The organism is Rhizobium cauense, assembly GCF_019511525.1.
In the GTDB taxonomy this organism is placed as follows: Bacteria; Pseudomonadota; Alphaproteobacteria; order Rhizobiales; family Rhizobiaceae; genus Rhizobium; species Rhizobium cauense.
Genome location: NZ_JAEUAT010000012.1, coordinates 151088 through 174000, shown reverse-complemented (window position 1 = coordinate 174000; position 22913 = coordinate 151088). Strand labels below are relative to the sequence as shown.

At 60.6% G+C, this 22913-nt stretch carries 24 protein-coding genes; 11 read left to right on the top strand and 13 right to left on the bottom strand.

Annotation, left to right across the window (positions count from 1 at the left end; translation table 11 throughout):
* Positions 1 to 169: 169 nt before the first annotated feature.
* From JNB88_RS21930 to JNB88_RS21890, 9 genes are all read right to left on the bottom strand, one after another.
* Positions 170 to 1264, bottom strand: a complete 1095-nt coding sequence (locus tag JNB88_RS21930; protein WP_220357241.1) for a protein-glutamate methylesterase/protein-glutamine glutaminase — start codon at positions 1262 to 1264, stop codon at positions 170 to 172.
* 12 nt (positions 1265 to 1276) lie between these two features.
* A complete protein-coding gene (locus JNB88_RS21925; protein WP_220357240.1) occupies positions 1277 to 2131 on the bottom strand; it encodes a CheR family methyltransferase in 855 nt (284 codons plus the stop codon).
* 29 nt (positions 2132 to 2160) lie between these two features.
* Entirely contained in the window at positions 2161 to 2637 is a 477-nt protein-coding gene (locus tag JNB88_RS21920) for a chemotaxis protein CheW (protein ID WP_037133780.1), read from the bottom strand.
* 1 nt (position 2638) lies between these two features.
* Positions 2639 to 4447 carry a methyl-accepting chemotaxis protein gene (locus JNB88_RS21915; RefSeq protein ID WP_220357239.1) on the bottom strand — a complete coding sequence of 603 codons (1809 nt, stop codon included), beginning with the start codon at positions 4445 to 4447 and terminating at the stop codon, positions 2639 to 2641.
* A 183-nt stretch (positions 4448 to 4630) separates the two neighbouring features.
* Complete coding sequence (locus JNB88_RS21910; RefSeq protein WP_220357238.1) at positions 4631 to 6322, bottom strand: methyl-accepting chemotaxis protein; 1692 nt, start codon at positions 6320 to 6322, stop codon at positions 4631 to 4633.
* Positions 6323 to 6344: 22 nt separating this feature from the next.
* The gene (locus tag JNB88_RS21905; protein WP_037133772.1) at positions 6345 to 6848 is read right to left on the bottom strand and encodes a chemotaxis protein CheW; all 504 of its coding nucleotides are present in this window, start codon (positions 6846 to 6848) and stop codon (positions 6345 to 6347) included.
* Positions 6845 to 8905, bottom strand: coding sequence for a chemotaxis protein CheA (locus JNB88_RS21900; RefSeq protein ID WP_220357237.1), 2061 nt, complete (start codon positions 8903 to 8905; stop codon positions 6845 to 6847). Before JNB88_RS21900 ends, JNB88_RS21905 begins: the two co-directional genes overlap by 4 nt.
* Positions 8902 to 9270: a response regulator gene (locus JNB88_RS21895; RefSeq protein WP_037133766.1), complete on the bottom strand. Its 369-nt coding sequence runs from the start codon at positions 9268 to 9270 to the stop codon at positions 8902 to 8904. Before JNB88_RS21895 ends, JNB88_RS21900 begins: the two co-directional genes overlap by 4 nt.
* Positions 9267 to 9596 (bottom strand): STAS domain-containing protein, encoded by a 330-nt coding sequence (locus JNB88_RS21890; protein ID WP_223217277.1) that lies wholly within the window; start codon positions 9594 to 9596, stop codon positions 9267 to 9269. Before JNB88_RS21890 ends, JNB88_RS21895 begins: the two co-directional genes overlap by 4 nt.
* A 342-nt stretch (positions 9597 to 9938) precedes the next feature.
* Between JNB88_RS21890 and JNB88_RS21885 the strand changes: the two genes are divergently transcribed.
* Positions 9939 to 11672 carry a chemotaxis protein gene (locus JNB88_RS21885; protein WP_220357236.1) on the top strand — a complete coding sequence of 578 codons (1734 nt, stop codon included), beginning with the start codon at positions 9939 to 9941 and terminating at the stop codon, positions 11670 to 11672.
* Between the two features lies 1 nt (position 11673).
* Here the strand turns inward: JNB88_RS21885 and JNB88_RS21880 are convergent, their stop codons facing one another.
* Both JNB88_RS21880 and JNB88_RS21875 read right to left on the bottom strand, forming a co-directional pair.
* Positions 11674 to 12753, bottom strand: coding sequence for a tetratricopeptide repeat protein (locus JNB88_RS21880; protein WP_220357235.1), 1080 nt, complete (start codon positions 12751 to 12753; stop codon positions 11674 to 11676).
* Between the two features lie 10 nt (positions 12754 to 12763).
* Complete coding sequence (locus JNB88_RS21875) at positions 12764 to 13417, bottom strand: thiamine phosphate synthase (RefSeq protein WP_037133758.1); 654 nt, start codon at positions 13415 to 13417, stop codon at positions 12764 to 12766.
* A gap of 108 nt (positions 13418 to 13525) precedes the next feature.
* Here JNB88_RS21875 and JNB88_RS21870 point away from each other — a divergent pair, with 108 nt between their 5' ends.
* Both JNB88_RS21870 and JNB88_RS21865 read left to right on the top strand, forming a co-directional pair.
* Positions 13526 to 14290, top strand: a complete 765-nt coding sequence (locus JNB88_RS21870) for a sulfite exporter TauE/SafE family protein (RefSeq protein ID WP_220357234.1) — start codon at positions 13526 to 13528, stop codon at positions 14288 to 14290.
* Positions 14291 to 14359: 69 nt separating this feature from the next.
* The gene (locus JNB88_RS21865; protein WP_037133752.1) at positions 14360 to 14620 is read left to right on the top strand and encodes an ArsR/SmtB family transcription factor; all 261 of its coding nucleotides are present in this window, start codon (positions 14360 to 14362) and stop codon (positions 14618 to 14620) included.
* Positions 14621 to 14771: 151 nt separating this feature from the next.
* Here JNB88_RS21865 and JNB88_RS21860 read toward each other — a convergent pair whose 3' ends face one another.
* Positions 14772 to 14945, bottom strand: a complete 174-nt coding sequence (locus tag JNB88_RS21860; RefSeq protein WP_016557151.1) for a YdcH family protein — start codon at positions 14943 to 14945, stop codon at positions 14772 to 14774.
* A 229-nt stretch (positions 14946 to 15174) separates the two neighbouring features.
* On the opposite strand from JNB88_RS21860, the gene JNB88_RS21855 reads away from it, so the two are divergent.
* From JNB88_RS21855 to ggt, 7 genes are all read left to right on the top strand, one after another.
* The gene (locus JNB88_RS21855) at positions 15175 to 15378 is read left to right on the top strand and encodes a YdcH family protein (protein ID WP_007527435.1); all 204 of its coding nucleotides are present in this window, start codon (positions 15175 to 15177) and stop codon (positions 15376 to 15378) included.
* A gap of 16 nt (positions 15379 to 15394) precedes the next feature.
* A complete protein-coding gene (purE, locus tag JNB88_RS21850; RefSeq protein ID WP_037133747.1) occupies positions 15395 to 15889 on the top strand; it encodes a 5-(carboxyamino)imidazole ribonucleotide mutase in 495 nt (164 codons plus the stop codon).
* A complete protein-coding gene (locus tag JNB88_RS21845) occupies positions 15886 to 16962 on the top strand; it encodes a 5-(carboxyamino)imidazole ribonucleotide synthase (RefSeq protein ID WP_220357233.1) in 1077 nt (358 codons plus the stop codon). The genes purE and JNB88_RS21845 overlap by 4 nt, the downstream gene beginning before the upstream one ends.
* A gap of 164 nt (positions 16963 to 17126) precedes the next feature.
* Positions 17127 to 17252 carry a type B 50S ribosomal protein L36 gene (gene ykgO / locus JNB88_RS21840; protein ID WP_007826467.1) on the top strand — a complete coding sequence of 42 codons (126 nt, stop codon included), beginning with the start codon at positions 17127 to 17129 and terminating at the stop codon, positions 17250 to 17252.
* Positions 17253 to 17354: 102 nt separating this feature from the next.
* Positions 17355 to 17969: a tetratricopeptide repeat protein gene (locus JNB88_RS21835; protein WP_220357232.1), complete on the top strand. Its 615-nt coding sequence runs from the start codon at positions 17355 to 17357 to the stop codon at positions 17967 to 17969.
* 65 nt (positions 17970 to 18034) lie between these two features.
* A complete protein-coding gene (locus JNB88_RS21830) occupies positions 18035 to 19108 on the top strand; it encodes an alpha/beta fold hydrolase (RefSeq protein ID WP_220357231.1) in 1074 nt (357 codons plus the stop codon).
* A gap of 91 nt (positions 19109 to 19199) precedes the next feature.
* Positions 19200 to 20939, top strand: coding sequence for a gamma-glutamyltransferase (gene ggt / locus JNB88_RS21825; protein WP_220357230.1), 1740 nt, complete (start codon positions 19200 to 19202; stop codon positions 20937 to 20939).
* Here ggt and JNB88_RS21820 read toward each other — a convergent pair whose 3' ends face one another.
* Complete coding sequence (locus JNB88_RS21820; RefSeq protein WP_220357229.1) at positions 20940 to 21647, bottom strand: hypothetical protein; 708 nt, start codon at positions 21645 to 21647, stop codon at positions 20940 to 20942.
* A 135-nt stretch (positions 21648 to 21782) separates the two neighbouring features.
* Between JNB88_RS21820 and JNB88_RS21815 the strand changes: the two genes are divergently transcribed.
* Entirely contained in the window at positions 21783 to 22868 is a 1086-nt protein-coding gene (locus JNB88_RS21815; RefSeq protein ID WP_223217276.1) for a helix-turn-helix domain-containing protein, read from the top strand.
* Positions 22869 to 22913 lie beyond the last annotated feature (45 nt).

Genomic DNA, 22913 nt, shown 5'->3' with positions numbered 1-22913 from the left:
CTTTTCCTTGAGCGATAATACGGTACGCGCTGTCAGGGCGAGAAGGTCCCTGATCGCCGGAGAAGGCAGCGCTCGATAAGATTGGCGGCCTCAAGACCACAAAATCGGGAAAATTTCAAGAGGAGAGCCGCACGGCCTGCATGCGACCCTCGCTTCGCGTTGATTCTGTCTAGAACTTCTGCTGCGTCATCAGCACTTCACGTGCGATCTGGTCGAGCGGTAGAATGCGATCGACGCCGCCCTTGGCGATGGCCTCCTTCGGCATTCCGAAGACGACCGAAGTCGCCTCGTCCTGCGCCACTGTATAGGCGCCTGCCTGGTGCATTTCCAACATGCCCTTCGCGCCGTCATCGCCCATACCGGTCAGGATGATCCCCATTGCGTTCGAGCCGGCGCTGCGCGCAGCCGAGCGGAACAGCACGTCGACCGACGGGCGATGGCGAGATACCAGCGGACCTTGCCTGACGGAGACATGGTAGCGCGCGCCTTGCCGCTCGAGCAGCATGTGCTTGTCGCCGGGTGCAATCAACACATGGCCGCGCAGGACCGGATCCCCATCCACCGCCTCCTTGACTTCGACTTCGCAAAGACCATTCAGCCGCTTGGCAAAGGCCGCTGTGAACTTCTCGGGCATGTGCTGAACAATGACGATGCCCGGAGCGTTGGCTGGCAGCGCTTCCAAAAATTCGCGCAACGCTTCGGTGCCGCCCGTCGAAGCGCCTACGCAAACCACCATCTCCGTCGTTTTTGCCATCGCACGACCGGTCGGCGGCGGCAGCATGGCATCGGCCGTCAGTTTCTGCGCCGGCCCTTCCTTGCCCGCTCGAACGCTGCTTGCCGCCCGACGGACGTTACCAAGGCGGGCATGAGACGCGCTCTTGACCACTTCGCGGATGCGAATTGCGTCGTCGGCAAGGCTGTCGGCAGCCCCGATCTTCGATTTCAGGATCACGTCTACGGCACCGGCTTCCAGCGCCTGCATGAGCGTTTCCGAGCCTGCCTCGGTGAGCGAGGAACACATAACGACGGGGATCGGCCGCTGCGCCATCAGCTTGCGCAGGAAGGTAATGCCGTCCATTCGCGGCATCTCGACGTCGAGCGTGATCACGTCAGGAATCTCTTCCTGAATCTTCTTCGCGGCCATGAAGGGATCGGTTGCGACCCCCATGACCTCGATTTCGGGGTCTTCCTGCAGCACGCGCACAAGCGTCTGACGGACGCTGGCTGAATCGTCGATGATGAGAACGCGGATTTTCTTGCCCATGGCAGCCTTTGCTCAGACTCGCTGGAAAACAGTATTGGAGACCTGCTTCAACGGCAGATCGAAGCCAGTGATCGATTCCGAATGGCCGATGAACATGTAGCCGCCTTTGACCAGGCAATTGCAAAGGCGGGTCAACACGGCCGATTGCGTCGGCTTGTCGAAATAAATCAGCACATTGCGGCAGAAGATCATGTGCATCGCATCGCCTACGGGATACTTGTCATCCATCAGGTTCATTCGGGCGAAGCCGACTCGGCTGCGAAGCAGGGGCGAAATACGAATCTCGCGCCGTCCAGGCTGCTTGGCGACCATGATGTATTTGCGATGAAGATCGCGGGGAACGGGCTGGACGAGATCCTCGGCATAGATGCCGCGCTGCGCTGTCTGCAGTACATCGGTGCTGAGATCGGTGGCGAGAATACTGTAATTCAAGTCGCTGCGTGCTTCTGTGAACTCCTCGAGCACCATTGCCATGGTATAGGGCTCTGCGCCCGTAGAGCACGCCGAACTCCAGGTGCGGACAGTGCGAACGCCGCTGGCAGCGAGAGCCGGCAACGCTACCTGCTGCATGTATTCGAAGTGCCGCGCTTCCCGGAAGAAGTCCGTCTTGTTCGTGGTCACGGCATCGATGAGATAGACCGATTCCTGCTCCAACCCGTCCTCGTGAAAGAGGAAGTCGCAGTAGTCGTCGAAAGTCACATGATTTGTGGCTCGCAGCCGGCGACGAAGCCGGCCCTCCAGCATGGTGAGCTTTGTCGGCGGCATCTTGATACCGCTGTAATCGTAAATGAACCGGGCAAGCTTATCGAAATTGCGCTTGCTGATCCTGTCGCCCGAAAATGGGGCTTCTGCAACGGCCATAGCCATGATGCGTAAAACTCCGGCTGGGCCGCGCCTCAGGCGGCCGATTGCAAGACAGAGGCATCCTCGCGCGACAGAAGCCGCGCGAGATCGACGATGACGACGAAGCCGCCTTCCCGGCGCACCACGCCGGCAATGTAATCGGAACGCCAGCGAACGCCGATATCGGGCGCCGCCTCGATCTGGTCATGCCGGAACGGCGTGACCTCGAAGACCCGGTCGGCGACCAGGCCGAGGGTGAGCGTCCTGCTCTCCATTGGAATATCGAGAACGAGAACACGTGTGTGCGGCGTCGGGATCGTCTTCGACATACCGAGCTTCAATCTAAGATCGATGGTCGGCACGCCCTGGCCGCGCACATCGCGAAGGCCAAGGAGGTAATCGGGACCATTCGGAATCTTGAAGGCTTCCGCATAGTCGAGGATTTCCCGCACCACCTCCACCGGCACGGCGAAGGTCTCCTCGCCGAGGCTGAAGGTCACGAACTGCGCTTCCAGGGATGCCGTTGCCATACTATGCGCTTTCCTTGAACTCGGCGTCGCCTTCATCCGGCCCGCCCATGGACATGTCGAGTGCAAAGCCCTTGGCGCGCGCCTGCTGGGCGGCGACGGAGTGTGCCGGCGATGCAGGCTTGGCAGTAGGCTTGCGCGGTGCCGGCGCCGGGCTGCGGACGCTGACGCGGGCTGCTGGGGTGCGGTTCTGACGGCTGCCTGTCATGTCGACCCTGAAGAAGGCGATGGAGGTCTGCAGCTCTTCAGCCTGGCTTGCCAGCTCTTCCGAGGTTGCCGACATCTCTTCGGATGCGCCGGCATTCTGCTGCGTCACCTTGTCGAGCTGCTGGATCGCCTCATTGATCTGCGAGGCACCGATATCCTGCTCGCGGCATGCGGCGCTGATTTCCGAGACCAATTCCGCGGTCTTGCGGATATCGGGCACCAGGCGGCCGAGCATCTCGCCGGCATCGCTCGCTGCCTTCACCGTGTCGCTGGACATGGCGCTGATTTCGGCTGCAGCCGACTGGCTGCGTTCGGCGAGCTTGCGCACCTCGGAAGCGACGACCGCAAAGCCCTTGCCGTGTTCACCGGCGCGAGCAGCTTCGACAGCGGCATTGAGAGCGAGCAGATCCGTCTGGCGGGCAATTTCCTGAACGATGCCGATTTTCTCGGCGATCGTCCGCATGGCCTCGACGGCGCGGGAAACGGCATCGCCGCTTGCCTCCGCGTCCTTGGCGGACTGGCGGGCGATCTTCTCGGTCTGGGCGGCGTTGTCAGCGTTCTGCTTGATGTTTGCAGCCATCTCTTCCATCGAGGCGGAAGCCTCTTCGGCGGAAGCCGCCTGCTCTGTCGCGCCCTGGGAGACCTGTTCGGAGCTCGCAGACAGCTCCTGGCTACCGGCCGAAACATTTTCTGCTGCCGAGATCGCATCAGCGACGACGCCGCGCAGGCGCTCGACCATCTGTTCCAGAGCAAGGCCGAGCGTATCCTTGTCGGACAGCGGCTTCGGCGAGACGGTCAGGTCGCCGTTGGCGATCTGGTTGGCAATGCCGGCAGTGGTGCGCAGATTGTCCGTCATGACATTGAGTGTCACGACGAGATCCTTGATCTCATCATTGGTCTTTACCTGGACATCCTGATCGAGATCGCCGATGGCAACCGCGTTGACTGCGGCCTTGATCTTGTTGAGACCGGCACTGATACCAAGCGCAATCCAAAGTGCAGCGGCAAATGCGATTACCAGGGCGGCGGCCGCCGTGGTCATCAGCATCGTGAAGGTCGTGTTGTATGCGGCTTCGGATGTCTTGTCGGAGTTGTTGATGCTCGCTTCGGTCAGCTGGCCGAGCGCTTCCTTCATGGCGTCCATCTTATCGCTCGCCACGGTTCCCTCGGTCTGATTGAGCTCGAGCGCTGCATCACGCTGGCCGGCAAGAACCAGTTCCCGCATCTTGTCATTCAGGGCGAGATAATCGTCCCAGAACTGGCGGATTTCTGTCCACTTCGGCTTGAATTCGGCCGAAGCGCTGCTTTCTCCGGCCTCGAGCGCCTCGGAGAAGGCCTTGCGCTCAGCCGCAATCGTTTCGATCGCACTCTTCGTTCTTTCAGACGTGGTGGCCAAGAGCAGATCGGCCTCAGCCAAGCCCAATCCGTCAAACGCAGCGGAAAGATCGTTCGCGTAGTCGTCCTGACGGATTGGCCCCTCTATGAGGCTGTCTTTTAGGGCATCCATTTGCTGTAGACCGCGCAGTCCGAGCCCTACGCAGGATGCGATCAGAACGATCAGAAGACCGAACGCAATCGCAAGTTTTAGCTTTATCGTGAACCGCATTTCTTCATATCCTTGGAAATCGCAGTATGGAGGGGACCGCCAGGAAAGCTGCGGCGGCGCTGAGGCGCAGGAAGACTGTACATCCACCCTTCTGCGATTCCGGGAACCGGATATTTCTGCCAACGCATACACGCGCTGGGCCTTGCTGAGAGGCGTCGAGCCTCTCAGCAGTTTCTGAGCGTCTTAGGCGCTCTGGCGGAAGTCGTCGTCGCCGGCGTCAGGGCCGCCCATCGACATATCGAGAGCAAATCCCTTCACCCGCGCCTGCTGGGCGGCGATGGTGCGGTTAGCAGCGGGAGCTGCGGAGGCACTGCGCGCTGCGGCCGGAACGGGCTTTGCATGTGCCTTGGGCTGCTGCTTCTTGGCGCTGAGCTTTGTGCCAGCCGTATCAACCTTGAAGAAGGCGATGGAAGCCTGGAGCTCTTCGGCCTGAGCCGCCAATTCTTCCGAGGTTGCCGACATCTCTTCGGATGCACCGGCATTCTGCTGTGTCACCTTGTCGAGCTGCTGGATCGCTTCGTTGATCTGCGAGGCGCCGATATCCTGCTCGCGGCAAGCAGCGCTGATTTCGGACACGAGCTCCGCCGTCTTGCGGATATCCGGCACCAGACGGCTCAGCATGTCGCCCGCGTTGCTGGCGGCTTTCACGGTGTCGCTCGACATGGCGCTGATTTCGGCGGCGGCCGACTGGCTGCGTTCGGCGAGCTTGCGCACTTCGGAAGCGACGACCGCAAAGCCCTTGCCGTGTTCACCGGCACGAGCGGCTTCGACAGCGGCGTTTAGCGCAAGCAGATCCGTCTGGCGGGCGATTTCCTGCACGATGCCGATCTTCTCGGCGATCGTCCGCATGGCGTCGACGGCGCGAGTGACCGCAGCACCGCTCTCTTCCGCGTCCTTGGCAGACTGGCGAGCGATCTTTTCCGTCTGGGCGGCGTTGTCGGCGTTCTGCTTGATGTTTGCAGCCATCTCTTCCATCGAGGCGGAAGCTTCTTCGGCTGAAGCCGCCTGCTCTGTCGCACCCTGGGAGACCTGCTCCGAGCTTGCAGACAGCTCCTGGCTGCCGGCGGAGACGTTTTCTGCGGCAGAGAGTGCATCCGCAACGACGCCACGCAGACGCTCGATCATCAGGTTCACATTGCCGAGAAGCTCGCCGATTTCATCGCGATTGGTGATCTCGGCGGTCTTCGTCAGATCGCCCTCGGCCACTTCACGAACGACGGAGTTGGCGCGGGCCAGACCCTTGCTGATCGTCATTGCGATCCACAGGGCGGTAACTGCAGCGAGCAACGTTGCAACAACGGCAACTACGACGAGGGTGAGCCGCGTCGAGGCATATTGCTGGTCAGCACTCTCGTCGGCCGCTTTCATCTTGCCCTTCTCGGCGCCAAGCAAACCGTCAAGTTCACCATCGAGCTGATGGGCAAGCTGCCGGGCTTCACCAACGGAAACCGCGGTCGCACCGTCGTGATTACCCGCCTGCAGCAACTGACGGATCTGGTCGTCGGCCGCGATGAACTTCTTCGACATCGCTTCGATCTCAACCCAGTGAGCGCGCTCTTCGGCGTCAGCCAGCGCAATGATCGACGTCAGGGAGTTAGTCAGCTCTTCGCGGGCAACATCGCCGTTCTTAACCGCGCTTGCCGTTTCCTTCTCGTCCCGAGCAGCAACCAGGTTTTTCTGCTGACGGATGATTTCAAGCTCGGCGATATTGATGGCCTGCGTCAGCTCGAGGCGCGCAGCCGGCCCGGCAAGGACCTCACCAAGCGTGTCGTTGATCTTGCCAAGGCTGAAAATGCCGTATGCGGCCGTGCCTATGAGCATAAGGATAACAAGGGTGAACGCCGTCACCAGTTTCGTCTTGATTGTCAGTCGCATCTTTAACCCCTTAGATGACCGGCTAGTTGCCCGCGCCCGATGTGTCGTGCCGCGATGAGAAAATCGCCTGCAGGTTCGGAAGGATGATGAATTCGCCTCCGCGCTTGACGAGGCAGTTGATGTAGTCGGCACGCCAGCGCATGCCGACGCTTGGCGGCGGCTCGCTGGCCGCCTGGGTCAGCGTCGTGACCTCGTTGACTTTGTCGGTTCGCAAGCCAACCAACGTCGCCTCGCCCTGCAGGTCGACTTCGATCACGATGATCCGGCTGTCGATCGTCGCCTCCGTCGCCTCCATGCCGAAGGCAAGTCGCAGGTCGGCAAGCGGAATGACCTTGCCGCGGAAATTGATGACGCTTGCGACGAAGGGCTGAGCGCCCGGCACTGCGGTTTCCGGCAGGAGATCGAGGATTTCCTGCACAATCACCGCTTCCAGCGCGAACGTTTCGCCGTTCATGTCGAAGGTAAGAACTTCAACTTCGTCGGCGTAGTCCCAATGGCTGTCGAACTTTTCTGCTGCCGCGCTCATCCCGCCGCCCTCATTTGCGTTTCCTGCTGCTGCCCGGCGGCCACGAGATGGCCGACGTCAAGAATTAGAGCGACACTGCCGTCACCGAGGATCGTCGCCCCCGAGAAGGTTTGTACGTCGTTGTGGAGCTTGGACATCGACTTGATGACTGTCTGGTGGTCGCCGATGATCTGGTCGACGACCAGGCCGACGCGCTCCGTGCCGGTCGAGATCACCACGACCTTCTGATGCACGTCAGGCTTCGTTCCGGTGCGGAAGAGGTCCCGCAGGCGGAGGAAGGGAACCAGGCTGTCGCGCAGCGAAATGAAGCTGCGACCGCGCGAACGCAGATCCTCTTCGAGCGAGAGTTCAAGGCATTCCTCTACGGCCGAAAGCGGGATCACGTAGCGGCCCGAGCCGACCCGAACCAGCAGACCGTCGATGATCGCCAGCGTCAGCGGGATGCGAAGCGAGACCTCCGATCCCTGCCCCGGCACGCTTTCGACATCGATCGCGCCGCGAAGCGCTTCGACTGTCTTCTTGACAACGTCCATGCCGACGCCACGGCCGGAGAGATTGGTGATCTGCGCAGCCGTGGAGAAGCCAGGCGCGAAGATGAGCTGCAGCAACTCGGAGTCCGAAAGCGGCTGTCCGGGCGCGATCAGGCCGGAAGATTCCGCCTTGGCGCGAACCCGATCGCGATTGATGCCGCGACCGTCGTCCTTGATCGAGATGATCACCTCACCGCCAGCCTGACGGGCGGACAGGGTCACGGTCCCGGCTTCCGACTTGCCCGCCGCAAGGCGGTCCTGCGGTGTTTCCAGGCCGTGATCGATAGAGTTGCGCACCAGATGCACCAACGGATCGGCGAGACGCTCGATCACGGTCTTGTCGACTTCGGTGCTTTCGCCTTCCGTCACAAGCTCGATCACCTTCCCGGTTTCGCGCGCCAGATCATGAACGAGGCGGCGGAAGCGCGAGAACAGGGTGGCGACCGGCACCATGCGCAACACCATCATCGTGTCGCGCAGTTCGCCGGACAGACGCTCGATCTCTTCCGAGACAGACCGCAAGGCAATATCGGCGCTGGCGCTGGCAAGCTGGCTGAGGCGCGACTGCGCAATGACGAGCTCCCCGACACGATCCATGAGTTCGTCGAGGCGTTCGGCCGGAACGCGGACGTTCTCGGCGGCCTTCGCCTGGCGATGATCGACAGCCGGAGTTGGCGCATCACGCTTCACTGGTACGGCCTCGACAGGCTTGAAGTCTGGTTCGACAATCGGAGCCGCCGCAATCGGTTCGACCGGCAAGGCAACCACGGAAGCGGCAACCGGCTCCTTCGCTGTGCTGTCTGCGACCGGAGCATCGATTTCCTGAACGTCGAGTTCCATATCGTCCATTACGAAGATGAATACGTCGTCGATCGCAGAGCGGTCCTGCTCGCTCGTCAGCACAACATCCCAGGAGACATAAAGCTCCGTCGGCACTAGCTCGCCGAGCGGTGGAACGGCTGCGGTATTGGCTCGTATCGAGCACTCGCCGAGATCGCGCAACTCATCGAGAAGCCCGAGCGGATTGGTGCCGTTTGCCATCGCATTCGATGGAAGGCCGAAGCGGATGCGCCACGTGGTGGCTTTCTTTGCCGGGGCCAGTACCGCTGGCGTTGATACAGGAGCCGAAGCCGCGCCTGCCGTCGTACCGCCTTTGCCGCCGACCGCTGCCTGCAACTGCGCAAGAAGCTTCTGCCCTGTATCGCCGTGATCGGCGTCTGGCCGGTCGACGAGCGCCCGCATGTGATCCTGTGCGGCAAGAACCGCCGCAACGAGTTCGGCAGTTGCCGGAACCTCGCCCTTTCGAACCCTGTCGAAGGCCGTTTCACAATGATGGGTGAAGGCCGCAAGCGCCTCGAAGCCGAACATCGCGCCCGAGCCCTTGAGAGTATGCAGACCCCGGAATACGGCGTCCACCAGATCCTTGTCATCGAGCTGATGCGTCAGGTCCAATAGGCCGGCCTCTATCGTCTCGAGGCACTCGGCCGCCTCCATCCGGAAGACCGCAACGGGGTCGAGCGTACTCATTTGCCGAGCACCTTTCTGACAATTTTCACTAGGTTCTCAGGATCGAAAGGCTTGGTCAGCCAGCCGGTGGCACCCGCCGCCTTGGCACGAGCCTTCAGATCGGCATCAGACTCCGTCGTCAGAAAGATGATCGGTACGCCCGTGTGCGTCGGAAGCTTGCGAAGCTCCTCGATCATTGTCAGGCCGTCCATGACAGGCATGTTCAGATCGGTGACGATCAGATCGAAGTGCGCCGACTTGGCGGTCGCCAGCCCTTCGGCGCCGTTGACCGCTTCGGTCACGGCGTAGCCGGCGTTCGTCAGCGTGACCTTCGTCGTCAGCCGGATGCTTGCGGAATCGTCAACTGTCAGAATGTTTGCGCTCATGGCGTCACCTCTTTATGCAACCAGAATTTAGCGTCGTCAGGGTTGAACGCTTCGATGAAGCCAGCACCCTCAAGCACCTTCAGAATTTGTCCCGTGGCAGGCGAGGAGAGCGCGATCGACTTGCCTTGTGCCTTGGCGTGGCGACGGGCGGACTCGATAAGCTGAATGAAACTCAGATCCGCTTCGGCATGCTCGGGAATATCGATAATAATCGCGTTATTACTATCGATTTCGGAAGAAATACTCGAGTAAAGAGCCGAGATATTCCTGATTATCAAAGAATCTGACAGGGAAATCGATTCTGTATATTGGCCATTTACGCTCAACGCGGCCTCCGGCAATGAAGAAATACTTTTTGACTACAAGAGGACTCTCACGACAGGCTTAACAGGGGGTAAAGTTTGACGGTGCCGGGGTACAATTGCGACGTGTCCAGACTCCCTGAATTATTACCCGATAAAACTTACATTGAGGGCGATTTTCGTTAAATAAGATATTGTTTTTCATATGGAAATATCGAAAGCATCTATTTTCGCAGTGCTGAGTGTCGAGATTTTCACAACCCGTTAAGCACAACATTGACGAGTCCCGCGGCGTTTACCCGCTGTTTCCGTCCAGCCCCTAGAAACGGAGTCGAAATTGCCAGTGTTATAAGTAAAGGAAATAACGTGACAAACGGGGCGACATCGGCACTTACCGCATTCCAGGGTTCCGAATCGGGAATCAACGACACGCTTGAAGCGGCGCGCAGCCAGGTCGAAGAGCGCTTTCTCGAAGGTGGCACAGTGCTGCTTTCCGTCATGGACGTTCTCAACCGCCTGTTGAATTCACTCGACAATGTGACAAAGGTGCTGGATGCCAACGAGTCCGGCGATACCGGCGCGGATCTGCGCTCGACGGTGCAAAGCCTGACCGATCTGCCGAGTTCCGAGCAGGCGCGCCAGGATGCGCTTTCGTCGCTGGCAGACACCGGCTATTCACTGCGCAAGCATGTCACCGACATGCAGGAGACGATGCGCTATCTGCGTACCTTCGCCGTGACTGTGAAGATCACCGGCGCCGGCCTTCCCGAATTCGCCGGCTTCGCCCAGGAAATCCTTGAGCGCATCTCTTCGGGCACTGCCGAGGTCAATGGCTTCGCCGCGCACCTCGACAGCCTCGAGAAGGAAGTCAAAATCGCCCTGAGCTTCGGTGCGTCCGTCGCCCGCAGTTATTCGGAGACGGTTCCCGAGGTTGCCCGTGCCTTGCAGGACGACGCCCGACAAATCGCGAGCCACCGACAGAACCTGGCGGCCATTGCCCGCGATGTCTCGGCTATTGCCCGCGGCATCCAGAGCAAGGTGGCCGCGACGCTGTCGGCCCTACAGGTCGGTGACATCACCCGCCAACGCATCGAACATGTCCAAAGCACCTTTGTCCTGCTCGATGAATTTCTGGATGGGGAAGACGGACGCAGGCTCGATGCAGACGCACGCCAGCGCCTGCAGAACGTCGTCCATCATCTGACCGCCGCGCAGATGAGCGACATGTGCAAGGACTTCCATCGCGACTCCCGCAGCGTCGTGGACACGATCGCGAGCTTCGGCCAGGACACACAGGAAATTCTACGCCTGCGCGATCAAATGAGTGGTGGCGGTCAGGGCAATTTCATGCGTGCCTTGGAATCCAGCGTTTCCGCTGCACATGAAATCGTCAAGCAGGTGGACGAAGCCACCCGGCAGGCCGATCAGGTCAGTCACTCGACCCTCGGCACGGCTGCCAAGCTTCTGGAAGCGATCGGCAATATCCGCGCCGTCAAGACCGACATCAACTACATGGCGTTGAACACCAACCTGCGCTGCAGCCGTCTCGGGGAAGAAGGCAAGTCGATTAACGTCGTCACGGCCGAACTGCGGATATTTGCCGGCAAGCTCGACGAGTCGGCCGATGCGATCGTCAACGGTCTCCCGGCGCTCGAAGCGGCAGCCGGTCGGATTGCGCCGGCCAGCACACAGAATGGCGGTGGTCTCGGCGAAAACCTCACGTCGGCTGTCGCCAGCATCCGCGCAGCGGCAGACACGATGGAAGACGAACTCAAGGTTCTTTCCGAGCATGGCCGCGAAGTCGCAAGCAAAATAAGCCTGCTGATCGGCAAACTGGATTTCCAGCGTGACCTGGGCGATGTTCTCGCGCGCTGCGCGGACGTTCTGGAGGACGTGGCCGGCGCCGAGATCGCGGACATATCGGATATTTCGGACCTGGTCGCACCGCTCGACCGGAAGATCTTCAAGCTCTACACCATGGTGCAGGAACGGAATGTCCACCGCGACATCATTCCCGCCACTGAGGAACCCGTGGCAGCAGTCGTCGAGACCGCGAAGGCCGAGGACGACGAAGACCTCTTCGCCGACGCACTCTTCTAGGTCACTGGAGCCGGCGGAACTTGTTGGCGGCATCGATTGCCGCCTTCTGCTGGCTTTCCTCGATACCGAGATAGAAATCTTCAAGCGCCGGGTCCGGCAGGCCGGCGCGACGTGACAGCACATACCACTTTGCCGCCTCGATCGGATCCGGCTTGGTTCCGAGCGCATTGATATAGAGGTGCGCGAGCTTGTTCTGCGCGACCACGTTGCCGCGATTGGCAGCAAGACGCAACCATTGGAAACCCTTGGTGAAATCGCGCGGTCCGTTTTTGCCGTTGACGAACCAAATGCCGAGATCGACCTGAGCCGTATCGTAGCCTGCATGCGCAGCGCGTGCCATCCATTCGCGCGCCAGCTGCTTCTTTTCTTCCGGCAAATCCGGCAGCGAAGAATAAATCTCCGCCACTGCATACTGCGCGTCGGCGATACCCTGTTCGGCAGCCTTCTCGTAGTAGGGCAGTGCAAGCTTCAAGCCCTTGTCACCCGGATTGTCGGCCGTGAGGATCTGGCCCCAATTGAACTGCGCCGAGGGGTTTCCAGCATCCGCCGCCTTGTGCATGTATTCGTCGGCCTTGGCCTTGTCCCGCTTGACGAACCGTCCTTCGATAAGCATCAGCGAATACTTGAACATAGCGGCGGGATCGCCGCCTTCCGCGCCCTTGCTGTACCAGAAGGCTGCGTTCTTCATGTCGCGCTTGACGCCCAGCCCGTCCGCCAGGAGTTCGCCCATAAGCGCCTGCGCAGCCGGATCGCCGAGTTGCGCACGGGGCAGAGCCTTTTCCATTGCGGTCAGATAGTAGCCCCGCTGATAGGCGCCGTAAGCCTCATCGACCGGCCCCTTGTAATCCTTTTCCGGCGGCAGGTCGGGAAGCTTCGCACCCATGCGGTCGAAAACGCCGACGCCGGTAGAAGGTGCCGTCCCGTCTGCCTGTGGTCGCCCTGTTTTCAACGACTCCGGAGCGGTGACAAGCGGTCGCGTGACGACGTTGTCAGTCGTCTGCGCCGAAGCGCCATGCGTGAGCCCCGCCAGAATGGCGGCGAAGGCTGCATAAACGCGCGGAGAGCGGGACAGGATCGGCATGAGCGCGATATCAATCCTCAAACCGTGGCGCTTTTTCGTCCAAGAGCGCATTCACCTCAGCGACAACCGACGGTGCGCGACCGGCGTCCGCAAAAACCGCGAGGCGCAGAGCGACAAATTCCGCACCCGTCTCGGCGACCGCCAGTGCAGACGCCGGATCCGTACCACCCATGACGATGCACGGGATCTCGATCATCGAGGCCCACCATTCCCCGAGGGCGAGGTTCTTGGGGTGCGCCTCCGGCTTGATATCGCCGTCGAGCTTGCCGAAGAAGATGTAGTCAGGACGCTCCTCGCCGATCTCCAGCGCATGGTGCCGGTCGGCGGCATTGCCACCGCCGACGATCAGCTTGTCGGCATATTTGTCGATCGCTTCGGCGATGTCGCTAGCCGGACCGGTCAGGTGCAGGCCATCCGCCTTGGTGCGCCCGACAACGCGGCTATCGCCTGCAAGCAGTGCGGCGGCGCCGGCATCCTGAATGACTGGAACCAGCTTCTCGGCATGCTTCTGGAACTCGCCGTCGTTGAGACCATATTGCGGCACGATCACCGAGGCGACATCACCGCCCTTCAAGGCATCGCCGACCATCTTTGCCTGCTCATCGGCATCGGCAACATCGGGGACGATCAGAACTAGGCGGCAGCGATTTTCGGGTTCGGTCATGAACTCTTTCCATTTACAGCGGAACAGGCCGTTTTGCGGCCGATCTGCACTCGTCCTGTGTGAGTAATTCCGTTAGACGGGGCTGGCAAGGGGAGGATTTTCAAAAGCATGCCGATGGACCTGTCATTTTATTACGCCGCCGTCCCCGCCGTCATTCTGGTCGGACTTGCGAAAGGCGGCATGGGCGATGCGCTGTCGCTGATCGGATTGCCGTTTCTCGCTCTCGTCGTTTCGCCTGTCCAGGCAGCTGCAATCCTGTTGCCGATCCTCATCTTCATGGACATGATTTCGCTGGTGATCTGGCGCAAGCACGGCGACTGGACAACGCTCAAGATAATGCTGCCCGGCGCCCTCTTTGGCATCGCACTTGGCTGGGCGACATCAGCCCTCGTGCCGGGAAATGTCCTGCGCGTCGTCATCGGTGCCGTCACCATCCTCTTTTGCCTTCGTTATTTCTGGAACAACTTCGGCCCCGGCGCCGGACGGCACACGCCGCCCCATGACCAGCGACCATTGCTGGCAACCATCTGGGGAAGTTTGTCGGGCTACGGCAGCTTCGTCGCGCATGCCGGCGGAGCACCCTTCCAGATCTACGCCCTGCCGCTGCAGATGCCGCCGCGAGAATATACCGGCACCAGCGTCCGCTTTTTCGCGATCCTCAATGCCGTCAAGCTCGTTCCCTACTTCGCGCTTGGCCAACTCGACACCCAGAACCTCGCCACCTCGGCTACGCTGTTGCCATTTGCGCCGCTTGCGACGATTGCCGGCGCCTGGTGCGTGCGCCGGATGAAGCCCGCGATTTTCTATCCCTTCATGTACGCAATGGCCCTCATCGCCGCCGTATTGATCGCCAAGGAAGGCCTGGGTTTCTGACAATTTTGGGTTTCGTTGCGCCGCACAATTTCCTTGCCTGATTGCGCCGTTTGACGTAGCTTTTTCGCCATGTCGAACGTGGATCCCTTCACCGCGATAGCCGACCCTCACCGGCGCTTCCTGCTGGAGGAACTCCGGCGCGCGCCGAAGACCGTGAACGAGCTTGCCGAGGGGCTGCCGATTAGCCGCCCTGCCGTGTCGCAGCACCTCAAGGCACTGCTGGATTGCAATCTGGTTTCTGTAACGGCAGAGGGCACGCGGCGTATCTACGCGGTTAACAACCGAGGCTTCGACAAGCTCAATCTCTGGCTCGATCAGTTCTGGGCGTAGGCCGGCCGCTCAAATGAAAAGCGCCGGCTCACGACTTTCGTCGGAACCGGCGCACATGTGCGTATTGAGCACGAACTCATCTAAGCTGTTGGTGAAATTGGATTTCTTTCCTCCGCGCCTAGGACCGCGCTCGGCAATTTATGCGTCCTTCTCAATGGAAGGATGATTTAAGGCGCTCAATCTCGTCCTTGATCCGCAATTTTCTGCGTTTGCACTCAGCTACTTCATTATCGTTTCGAGAGGGGGATATCATCAGCGTATGCAACTCCTCCTCGAGAGCAACATGCTTTTTCTGGAGTGACTCAAGATGAGCTTGAACAGTCATTTGACCCTTCCTTCCTCTTACCTCTCCCCGGCCAACACCGCCGGAGATCCAAGGCGTCAACCTTTCGACTGTGACACATTTTTGAAGGCTTGTCGAAGGTGAAAACAAGGAGAACAAGTGGCAAAATCATGACGAACAGCGGCTGGCGGTTACTTCCAATTGGTGATAGGAGCTTGCGGAAATCATCGGCAGAACGGACGATGTCCGAAGACGATCATGGGGAATGCATATGGCCGATCAGGAACAGGCGGAAATCAGGCTCATGGTCGCAAGACTGCGCCAGGAGCACGAGGATTACGATGCCGCCATCAACGCCATGATTGCCACCGGGTGTGACGCATTGCGCATCCAGCGCATGAAGAAGAAGAAACTGGTCATCAAGGACAAGCTGACGAAGCTTGAAGATCAGATCATCCCTGACATCATCGCCTGAAGGGAATGCCGTGACGATGACAGACAGACCATCCGTTGCCATCATCATGGGAAGCCAGTCCGATTGGGAGACCATGAAGAACGCCGCCGATACGCTGGAGGCGCTCGAAATCCCTTATGATGCGCGCATCATATCGGCCCATCGCACGCCGGACCGCCTGGTGAACTTCGCCAAGACGGCGCGCGATGAGGGCTTCAAGGTGATCATTGCCGGCGCCGGCGGGGCCGCTCATCTGCCGGGCATGGCCGCGGCCATGACGCCGCTTCCCGTGTTTGGTGTCCCGGTTCAATCCAAGGCGCTGTCCGGTCAGGACAGCCTTCTTTCCATCGTCCAGATGCCGGGCGGCATCCCGGTCGGCACGCTTGCCATCGGCAAGGCAGGCGCGATCAACGCAGCCCTTTTGGCGGCCGCGGTGCTGGCATTGTCGGATGAGGAGATTGCCGATCGGCTTGACGAATGGCGCGAGCGCCAGAGTGCCGCCGTTGCCGAGTATCCAATGGACGACCTATGACTGTAACAACAATCGGCATTATCGGCGGCGGTCAGCTTGGCCGCATGCTTGCCATGGCCGCCGCACGGCTGAACTTCCGAACCGTCGTCCTGGAACCGCAGGCCGACTGTCCGGCCGCTCAGGTCGCCAATGACCAGGTTGCAGCCGCGTACGACGATCCCGCCGCGCTGGCCGAGCTTGCGAAGGCTTGCGACGTCATCACCTACGAATTCGAGAACGTCCCGGTATCGGCCGCCGAAAGCCTTGCACGCAAAGTGCCGGTCTACCCGCCGCCCAAGGCACTGGAGGCTGCGCAGGACAGGCTCGTCGAGAAGCGTTTCATCAACGGATGCGGTATTCCGACGGCTGGCTTCCACGCAGTAGACAGCCAAACCGATCTCGAAGCCGCGCTGAAAGACTTCGGCGGCCAGGGCGTCCTCAAGACCCGTCGTCTTGGTTATGACGGCAAGGGCCAGAAGGTGTTCCGCTCCGCAGCTGACAGACCGGACGGCGCCTTTGCAGCGCTTGGCGGCGTCCCCCTGATACTCGAAAGTTTCGTTTCCTTCGAACGCGAGATCTCGATCATCGCGGCGCGCGCGACCGACGGCACTGTCGTCTGCTACGACCCTGCCGAAAACGTTCATCGCGATGGCATCCTGCACACGTCGACGGTTCCGGCTTCCATCTCCGCGGAAACCTCAGCCGCCGCCCGGGGAGCCGCCGAGAAGATTCTTGCCGCGCTCGGTTATGTCGGCGTCATAGGCATCGAATTCTTCGTACTTGCCGACGGCAGCCTGATCGCCAATGAAATGGCGCCGCGTGTCCACAACTCCGGTCACTGGACCGAAGCCGCCTGCGTCGTCTCGCAATTCGAGCAGCATATCCGAGCGGTTGCCGGCCTGCCTCTCGGCAATGCGGACCGCCACTCGGACTGCGTGATGCAGAACCTCATCGGCGACGATATTCTGGCACTGCCGGACTGGCTGCGGCGGCCGGACACGCTCGTTCATCTCTATGGGAAGACGGAATCCCGCCCCGGCCGCAAGATGGGACATGTCACAACGTTGACCACGAAATTGCCGGTTTTTCCCTGATAAAAGCCGCCCCGGCCATGGGAAAAACTCCGTCATGTGGTTGACACAGCCAAGCCGCCGGGTTATCTGCACGCCCAACCTGAAGAGCGCGCCCTGAGCGCGCTTTTGAATGTAATAGTTACGGGCGAATGTGAATTCCCCCTCAAACATCGCGGATCAAAACAATGAAGATCAAGAATTCGCTCAAGTCGCTCAAGGCTCGTCATCGTGACAACCGCCTGGTTCGCCGCAAGGGCCGCATCTACATCATCAACAAGCAGAACCCGCGCTACAAGGCTCGTCAGGGCTGATATAGCACGCCTGGACGGTTCGCGCGCTTTTGGCGTGCCTGTCCGGGGATTGCTTTGGCAATCAAATCAAATTGCTTTGATCTTCAGCAATGGCGGGCTACTATGCCCGCCATGCGCTTTTTTGCTATGACCTGCGCGGCGCTGCCGCTGTCCCTTTTCCTGTTCTCGCCTATTTCTCCTGCCGTTGCCGCAGAGAAGGAAGTTATTGTCGAGCAGCCGGACGCAAGCCTGTCACCGAAGCAGCATTTGGATCAGCTCTACGCGCAGCTGAAACGCGAGCGTGATCCAGACAAGGCGAGCGGCATTGCCAACGAGATTCGTGGTGCGTGGAACGACTCGGGAAGCGCTACCGTCAATCTCCTGATGCAATGGGCTGACAAGGCGATTGAGGACAAACGCACCGTAGCCGCACTCGACTTTCTCGATCAGGCGATTGCGCTGAAGCCGGATTACGCGGAAAGCTGGAATCGCCGGGCGACGCTCAATTACGCAAACGGCAGCTATCGCAAGTCGATGTCGGACATCGAGCACGTGCTCGATCTGGAGCCGCGCCATTTCGGCGCCCTGTCGGGCATGGCCGCCATTCTCACCGAATCGGGCAATGACCAGCTGGCACTGAAAGCCTGGGAGCGGTTCCTGGATATCTATCCGGCCAACCGAAGCGCACAGGAACAGATGAATACACTTTCCGAAAAGCTGGCTGGCAGCCGCACCTGATCCTTGACGGTCAACTCCACTGCCCAATCTTACGCACCAGTCAGGTGTTTTCAGCAGATATTTCCATGCTTGCCGAAGCTTCCGTTTTCCTTGCTCCTCTAGCCGCTGCCATTGCCTACTCCACCTATAAGGGACGGCAGTTCGAGGCAAAGCACCCCAACATCGGTCAACTCACGGATATAGGCGGCTACCGGATGAACGCCGTTCACGTCCCTCGTCCCAAATCAGCCGATCTGCCGCCGCTCGTGTTTATCCATGGCGCGGCCGGCAATCTGTTGGATCAGGTCGGCGCGTTCCTGCATCCCTTGGAGGGCCGTGCGGAAATGCTTTTCGTCGACCGACCGGGGCACGGCTATTCCGAACGCGGCGGCCCCGAGAATGCCCTCCCGTCCGGGCAGGCGGACGCGATCGCTAAGCTCATGGAAAGGCGCGGGATCAAGCGGGCGATCATCGTCGGCCATTCCTTCGGCGGCGCTATTGCCGCCGCCTTCGGGGTCCGGCATCCCGACATGACCGCGGGACTGCTGTTTCTCGCTCCGGCGACGCATCCCTGGCCTGGCGGCCTCGATTGGTACTATCATCTTTCGGCGATGCCGATCGTTGGCTGGCTCTTCAACCACGCCGTCGTCGTGCCGCTTGGTCTGCGGCGCGTGGAGCAGGCGACACAGAATATCTTCCGACCCAATCCGCGCCCCAAGGACTATGTAACCAGGACTGGCCCTACCCTCGTGCTGCGCCCACAAACGTTCCATTACAACGCCGTCGATTGTCTCCGCCTGTTGGACTACGTCAAAATCCACTCGCCGCAGTATTCCAGCATCAGCGCCCCGACAGTCATCATCACCGGCGATAGCGATGCCATCGTTTGGGAGCACCTTCACTCGCAAGGACTGGCCCGGGATATCCCCGACTCTGAACTGGTGAAGATTCGCGGCCTTGGTCACAAGCCGGACTACGTGGTCACCGACGTTGCCATCGCAGCACTGGAAAAAATCAGTGGGGTGCCCCGCGATCTCCAGGCCGCCGCGCGTCAAGCCGAGTGCCGGCTGGTGAATGAACAACCCGTGCTGCCACCTGACATTGCAGCACCCTTCGGCCACCCGGCCGGACTGGCACCACCGGTCGCGACAAGAAACTGACCTCACTGCGACCGGATATGCCGTCGCACGGCTCATTGTCGAACGCAGGCCGCGTCCCATATCCCTCGGACATCATGGTTTGAGGGACGTCATGGATCACCCCCGCAATAGAATGCTTGCCGTTGTCGCCGCGCTGTCGCTTGCCCTTGCGTCGCCGGCAATCGCCGCCTCGCCCGCGCCGGTTGAAGCCGAGCACGGCATGGTCGTGACCGCACAGCATCTGGCGACCGATGTCGGTGTCGAAGTGCTGAAGAGCGGCGGCAACGCCGTCGACGCTGCTGTCGCGGTCGGCTACGCGCTTGCCGTAGTCTACCCTGCGGCCGGCAATATCGGCGGCGGCGGCTTCATGACCATCCGCTTGAAGGACGGCAAGACGACATTTCTCGATTTCCGCGAGCGCGCGCCGCTCGCCGCTACCAAGACCATGTATCTCGATGCCAAGGGCGACATCGTCCCTCGCGCCAGCCTCGACGGCTATCTCGCCGTCGGCGTGCCCGGCTCCGTGAAGGGCTTCGAGATGGCGCGCGAGAAATATGGCACCAAGTCGCGACAGGATCTGCTGGCACCGGCCATCCGCTACGCCAAGGAAGGCTTCACGCTGGAACAGGGCGACGTCGCCAGTATTGGCGGGAGCGCAAAGCGACTCGCCAAGGACGAGGCCGCGGCAAAGATCTTTCTGAAGGCCGAGGGCAAACCTTTCGCCGTTGGCGAAAAGCTCGTGCAACCCGACCTTGCCACCGTTCTTTCCAGCATCGCCGACAAGGGCCCCGACGCCTTCTACAAGGACATGCCGGCGGACGCGATCGTCAAGGCGAGCCAGGAGAAAGGCGGCATTCTTGCCAAGGAGGATTTCGAACAATATGCGGTGCGTGAGCTGAAACCGATCGAATGCAATTATCGCGGCTACGACATCATCTCTTCACCTCCGCCCTCCTCGGGCGGTGTCATCATCTGCGAAATCCTCAACGTGCTGGAAGACTACCCGCTGTCCTTCCTCGGCTACGGTTCGGCCGAGACAGTGCACCTGATGGTCGAGGCAATGCGTTACGCCTATGTCGACCGCAACGCCGCCCTTGGCGACCCTGATTTTGTCGACAACCCCCTCTCGACATTGCTCGACAAGGGCTACGCCAAGGCGATCCGCGCCAAGATCGATCCTTATAAATCGGGCACGTCTGCCAACCTGCAGCCTCTCGGCGTCAAGGAAAGCGTTGAGACCACGCATTATTCGATCATCGACAATGAAGGAAACGCCGTCGCCGTCACTTACACGCTGAACGGCAATTTCGGCGCAGCCGTCGTCGCCCCCGGTACGGGGATCCTGCTCAACAACGAGATGGACGATTTCACCTCGAAGCCCGGCGTGCCGAACCTTTACGGTCTCGTGCAGGGCGAAGCCAATGCGATTGCGCCAAAGAAGACGCCGCTTTCCTCGATGAGCCCGACGATCGTGACCAAGGACGGCAAGCCCTTCATGGTGATCGGCAGCCCCGGTGGTTCGCGCATCATTACGATCACGTTGGAAGCGATCCTGAATGTCATCGATTTCGGCATGGACATCAGTCAGGCGGTTAACGCCCCGCGCATCCACCACCAGTGGCAGCCGGACAAGATCTATCTCGAGCCCTACGCGCTCTCGCCCGATACGATCCGGGCATTGATCGGCATGGGGCACACGCTTGATGACGGCAGCGGCCCGCCACAATGGGGACAGGCCGCCGGCATCCTGGTCGGCGGCAAGAGCCTCGCCGATATCGAAAAGGGTGGCGGTGCGCGCTATTACGGCGCGATGGACAGCCGCTCCACCGAGGGCTCCGCCGGCGGCTACTGATTACCGGATGCGAGCGTGGACATAGTCGCCCTTGATGCTGACGCGCGGTTTGGCGCCGGGTACACTCGGCTCCAGACTATCGACGTAGGAAGCCTTGGCGATCACCGAGTAATCCAGCGGTACGCCGCTTCCGAAGTTGAGATCGGCCTGCAATGACTGTGCCGTGATGCTGACTGTCTCGTCCTGCCGGATAGTGTCGTAGCGGAGCTGAGCGCGAACTGCGGTACCAAGGATATCGATCCCTGTTGCGTGGCCATCGAAGGTAATATCGGCCGCCTTGCTGGCGATTGCGACACTGGCGAAATCGCCATCCAACTGCGCTCTGACCGCCTGCTGGTCGATCCGCACGATAGTGCCCGGCGCCAGATTGGCCGAAACCTCGGGCGTGCAGTCCGAGAGATCTGTCCATGACGTTTGCATCACCTGGATTTTCAGAACCGCCCCGTCGATACGCATCGCGCTTCGGTCGCGGCAACCGTTGAAGAACCAGCTGGAATACCACGACGAGAACCAGCCGCCGCGTCGCGCGCTGGTGATCGCCCTGTATGGCCCTGCACCGCGCGTTGTGAGCCTTATATCGCTCGCATCCCCGCTGATGACGACGGAGCGGACAGAGGAAATATCAAGCGTCTCGCCGGTCGCGCGAACATCCGCGAAGGCGGAAGCGAGTGTCAGGATGAATGCGGGAATGAAAAGGATCAGTGTCATGGGTTTCTCCTTGAACAGGCCGGCCATCGGCTGGCGACTGCGTTCAAGGTGGAGGATCGAACACTGTATCGAGACCTCGATCGTGATCCGGGTCGCCCGCGATTGCGATCAAGGCCATACTGGTGCAGTTATTGAATGCGTCTCATCGGACCTGGCCACATGATCTTCGTTCCGCTGCCCTTCGTCGTTGCCCTGCTGCTTGCTATCCTGCTTGTGCGGATGGTCCGCCAGAATGATTGGGCCGAGCAAGAGAAGCGCCCGTTCCTGTTGCTCATTGGTGCCTACGCCCTGCAATCGATCCTGATCGGCATCCGCTGGGGCTACGACGTGATCGCCATCCTGCCGATCCAGCCCGTCGTCGCAACAGGGATCGCAGCGCTCGCCTGGATCAGCTTTCGTAACCTCGCTGCGGAAGGCCAGGCATCGCTCCTCCGCTTCTGGCCGCATATCCTGCCGAGTATCTTGATCGTCGCACTCTTGATCTTCTGGCGCGATGGGGTCGGCCCGGCTGTGACAGCGACCTTCCTCGCTTACGGGGCGGCCCTCCTGTGGCTGGCTCGCCACGGCCCCGATGCCCTCGTCTCCTCGCGCCTCGACGGGGCACTTCTTTCCTATCGTTCCCTCGTGATCACCGGCGTGGCACTGATCGCCTCGGCTGCGGCCGATATCGCGATCAGTCTCGACCTCGAACAAAGCGGCGGCATTCACGCCGGGGCAATCGTCGCGGTCGGCAACGTCATTACGCTTCTGATCCTCGGCACCGCGGCCTCGATTGCGAGTGGCAGCCAGTCGCTGGTAACCACCTCCGCTGAACCACCTGCTCCTCCGGCACCTAGCCAGGAGGACGATGCCATCGCCCGCGCGCTCGAGGGCCTGATGCAGTCGCGACAGATCTACCGCGATCCGGACCTCAATCTCGGCCGCATCGCCCGAAAGATGAACCTGCCGGCCAGGCGGGTGTCGGTCGCGGTCAACCGCGTTCACGGTGTCAGCGTCTCGCAATATGTGAATGACTACCGCATCCGGGCGGCCCGCGAAGCGCTCTTGAACACGGACGAGCCCATCACGCGACTGATGTTCGATTGCGGCTTCATCAGCAAATCGAATTTCAATCGCGAGTTCCTGCGCGTTGCCGGCACCAGCCCGACGGAATTCCGGCGGCGCGGTCGCCATAAACCCGAAACAAGCGATACACGACCGACGCTTTTCGTGTCACGGTGACAAAGTCGTCGTTCACAAGTATCGCGTGCGGCCCTATGCATGGGC

Coding starts and splice junctions, on each gene's coding strand:
- JNB88_RS21930 (WP_220357241.1), bottom strand. CDS start 1,264: ATGGGCAAGAAAATCCGCGTTCTCATCATCGACGATTCAGCCAGCGTC.
- JNB88_RS21925 (WP_220357240.1), bottom strand. CDS start 2,131: ATGGCTATGGCCGTTGCAGAAGCCCCATTTTCGGGCGACAGGATCAGC.
- JNB88_RS21920 (WP_037133780.1), bottom strand. CDS start 2,637: ATGGCAACGGCATCCCTGGAAGCGCAGTTCGTGACCTTCAGCCTCGGC.
- JNB88_RS21915 (WP_220357239.1), bottom strand. CDS start 4,447: ATGCGGTTCACGATAAAGCTAAAACTTGCGATTGCGTTCGGTCTTCTG.
- JNB88_RS21910 (WP_220357238.1), bottom strand. CDS start 6,322: ATGCGACTGACAATCAAGACGAAACTGGTGACGGCGTTCACCCTTGTT.
- JNB88_RS21905 (WP_037133772.1), bottom strand. CDS start 6,848: ATGAGCGCGGCAGCAGAAAAGTTCGACAGCCATTGGGACTACGCCGAC.
- JNB88_RS21900 (WP_220357237.1), bottom strand. CDS start 8,905: ATGAGTACGCTCGACCCCGTTGCGGTCTTCCGGATGGAGGCGGCCGAG.
- JNB88_RS21895 (WP_037133766.1), bottom strand. CDS start 9,270: ATGAGCGCAAACATTCTGACAGTTGACGATTCCGCAAGCATCCGGCTG.
- JNB88_RS21880 (WP_220357235.1), bottom strand. CDS start 12,753: ATGCCGATCCTGTCCCGCTCTCCGCGCGTTTATGCAGCCTTCGCCGCC.
- JNB88_RS21875 (WP_037133758.1), bottom strand. CDS start 13,417: ATGACCGAACCCGAAAATCGCTGCCGCCTAGTTCTGATCGTCCCCGAT.
- JNB88_RS21870 (WP_220357234.1), top strand. CDS start 13,526: ATGCCGATGGACCTGTCATTTTATTACGCCGCCGTCCCCGCCGTCATT.
- JNB88_RS21865 (WP_037133752.1), top strand. CDS start 14,360: ATGTCGAACGTGGATCCCTTCACCGCGATAGCCGACCCTCACCGGCGC.
- JNB88_RS21860 (WP_016557151.1), bottom strand. CDS start 14,945: ATGACTGTTCAAGCTCATCTTGAGTCACTCCAGAAAAAGCATGTTGCT.
- JNB88_RS21855 (WP_007527435.1), top strand. CDS start 15,175: ATGGCCGATCAGGAACAGGCGGAAATCAGGCTCATGGTCGCAAGACTG.
- purE (WP_037133747.1), top strand. CDS start 15,395: ATGACAGACAGACCATCCGTTGCCATCATCATGGGAAGCCAGTCCGAT.
- JNB88_RS21845 (WP_220357233.1), top strand. CDS start 15,886: ATGACTGTAACAACAATCGGCATTATCGGCGGCGGTCAGCTTGGCCGC.
- ykgO (WP_007826467.1), top strand. CDS start 17,127: ATGAAGATCAAGAATTCGCTCAAGTCGCTCAAGGCTCGTCATCGTGAC.
- JNB88_RS21835 (WP_220357232.1), top strand. CDS start 17,355: ATGCCCGCCATGCGCTTTTTTGCTATGACCTGCGCGGCGCTGCCGCTG.
- JNB88_RS21830 (WP_220357231.1), top strand. CDS start 18,035: ATGCTTGCCGAAGCTTCCGTTTTCCTTGCTCCTCTAGCCGCTGCCATT.
- ggt (WP_220357230.1), top strand. CDS start 19,200: ATGGATCACCCCCGCAATAGAATGCTTGCCGTTGTCGCCGCGCTGTCG.
- JNB88_RS21820 (WP_220357229.1), bottom strand. CDS start 21,647: ATGACACTGATCCTTTTCATTCCCGCATTCATCCTGACACTCGCTTCC.
- JNB88_RS21815 (WP_223217276.1), top strand. CDS start 21,783: ATGCGTCTCATCGGACCTGGCCACATGATCTTCGTTCCGCTGCCCTTC.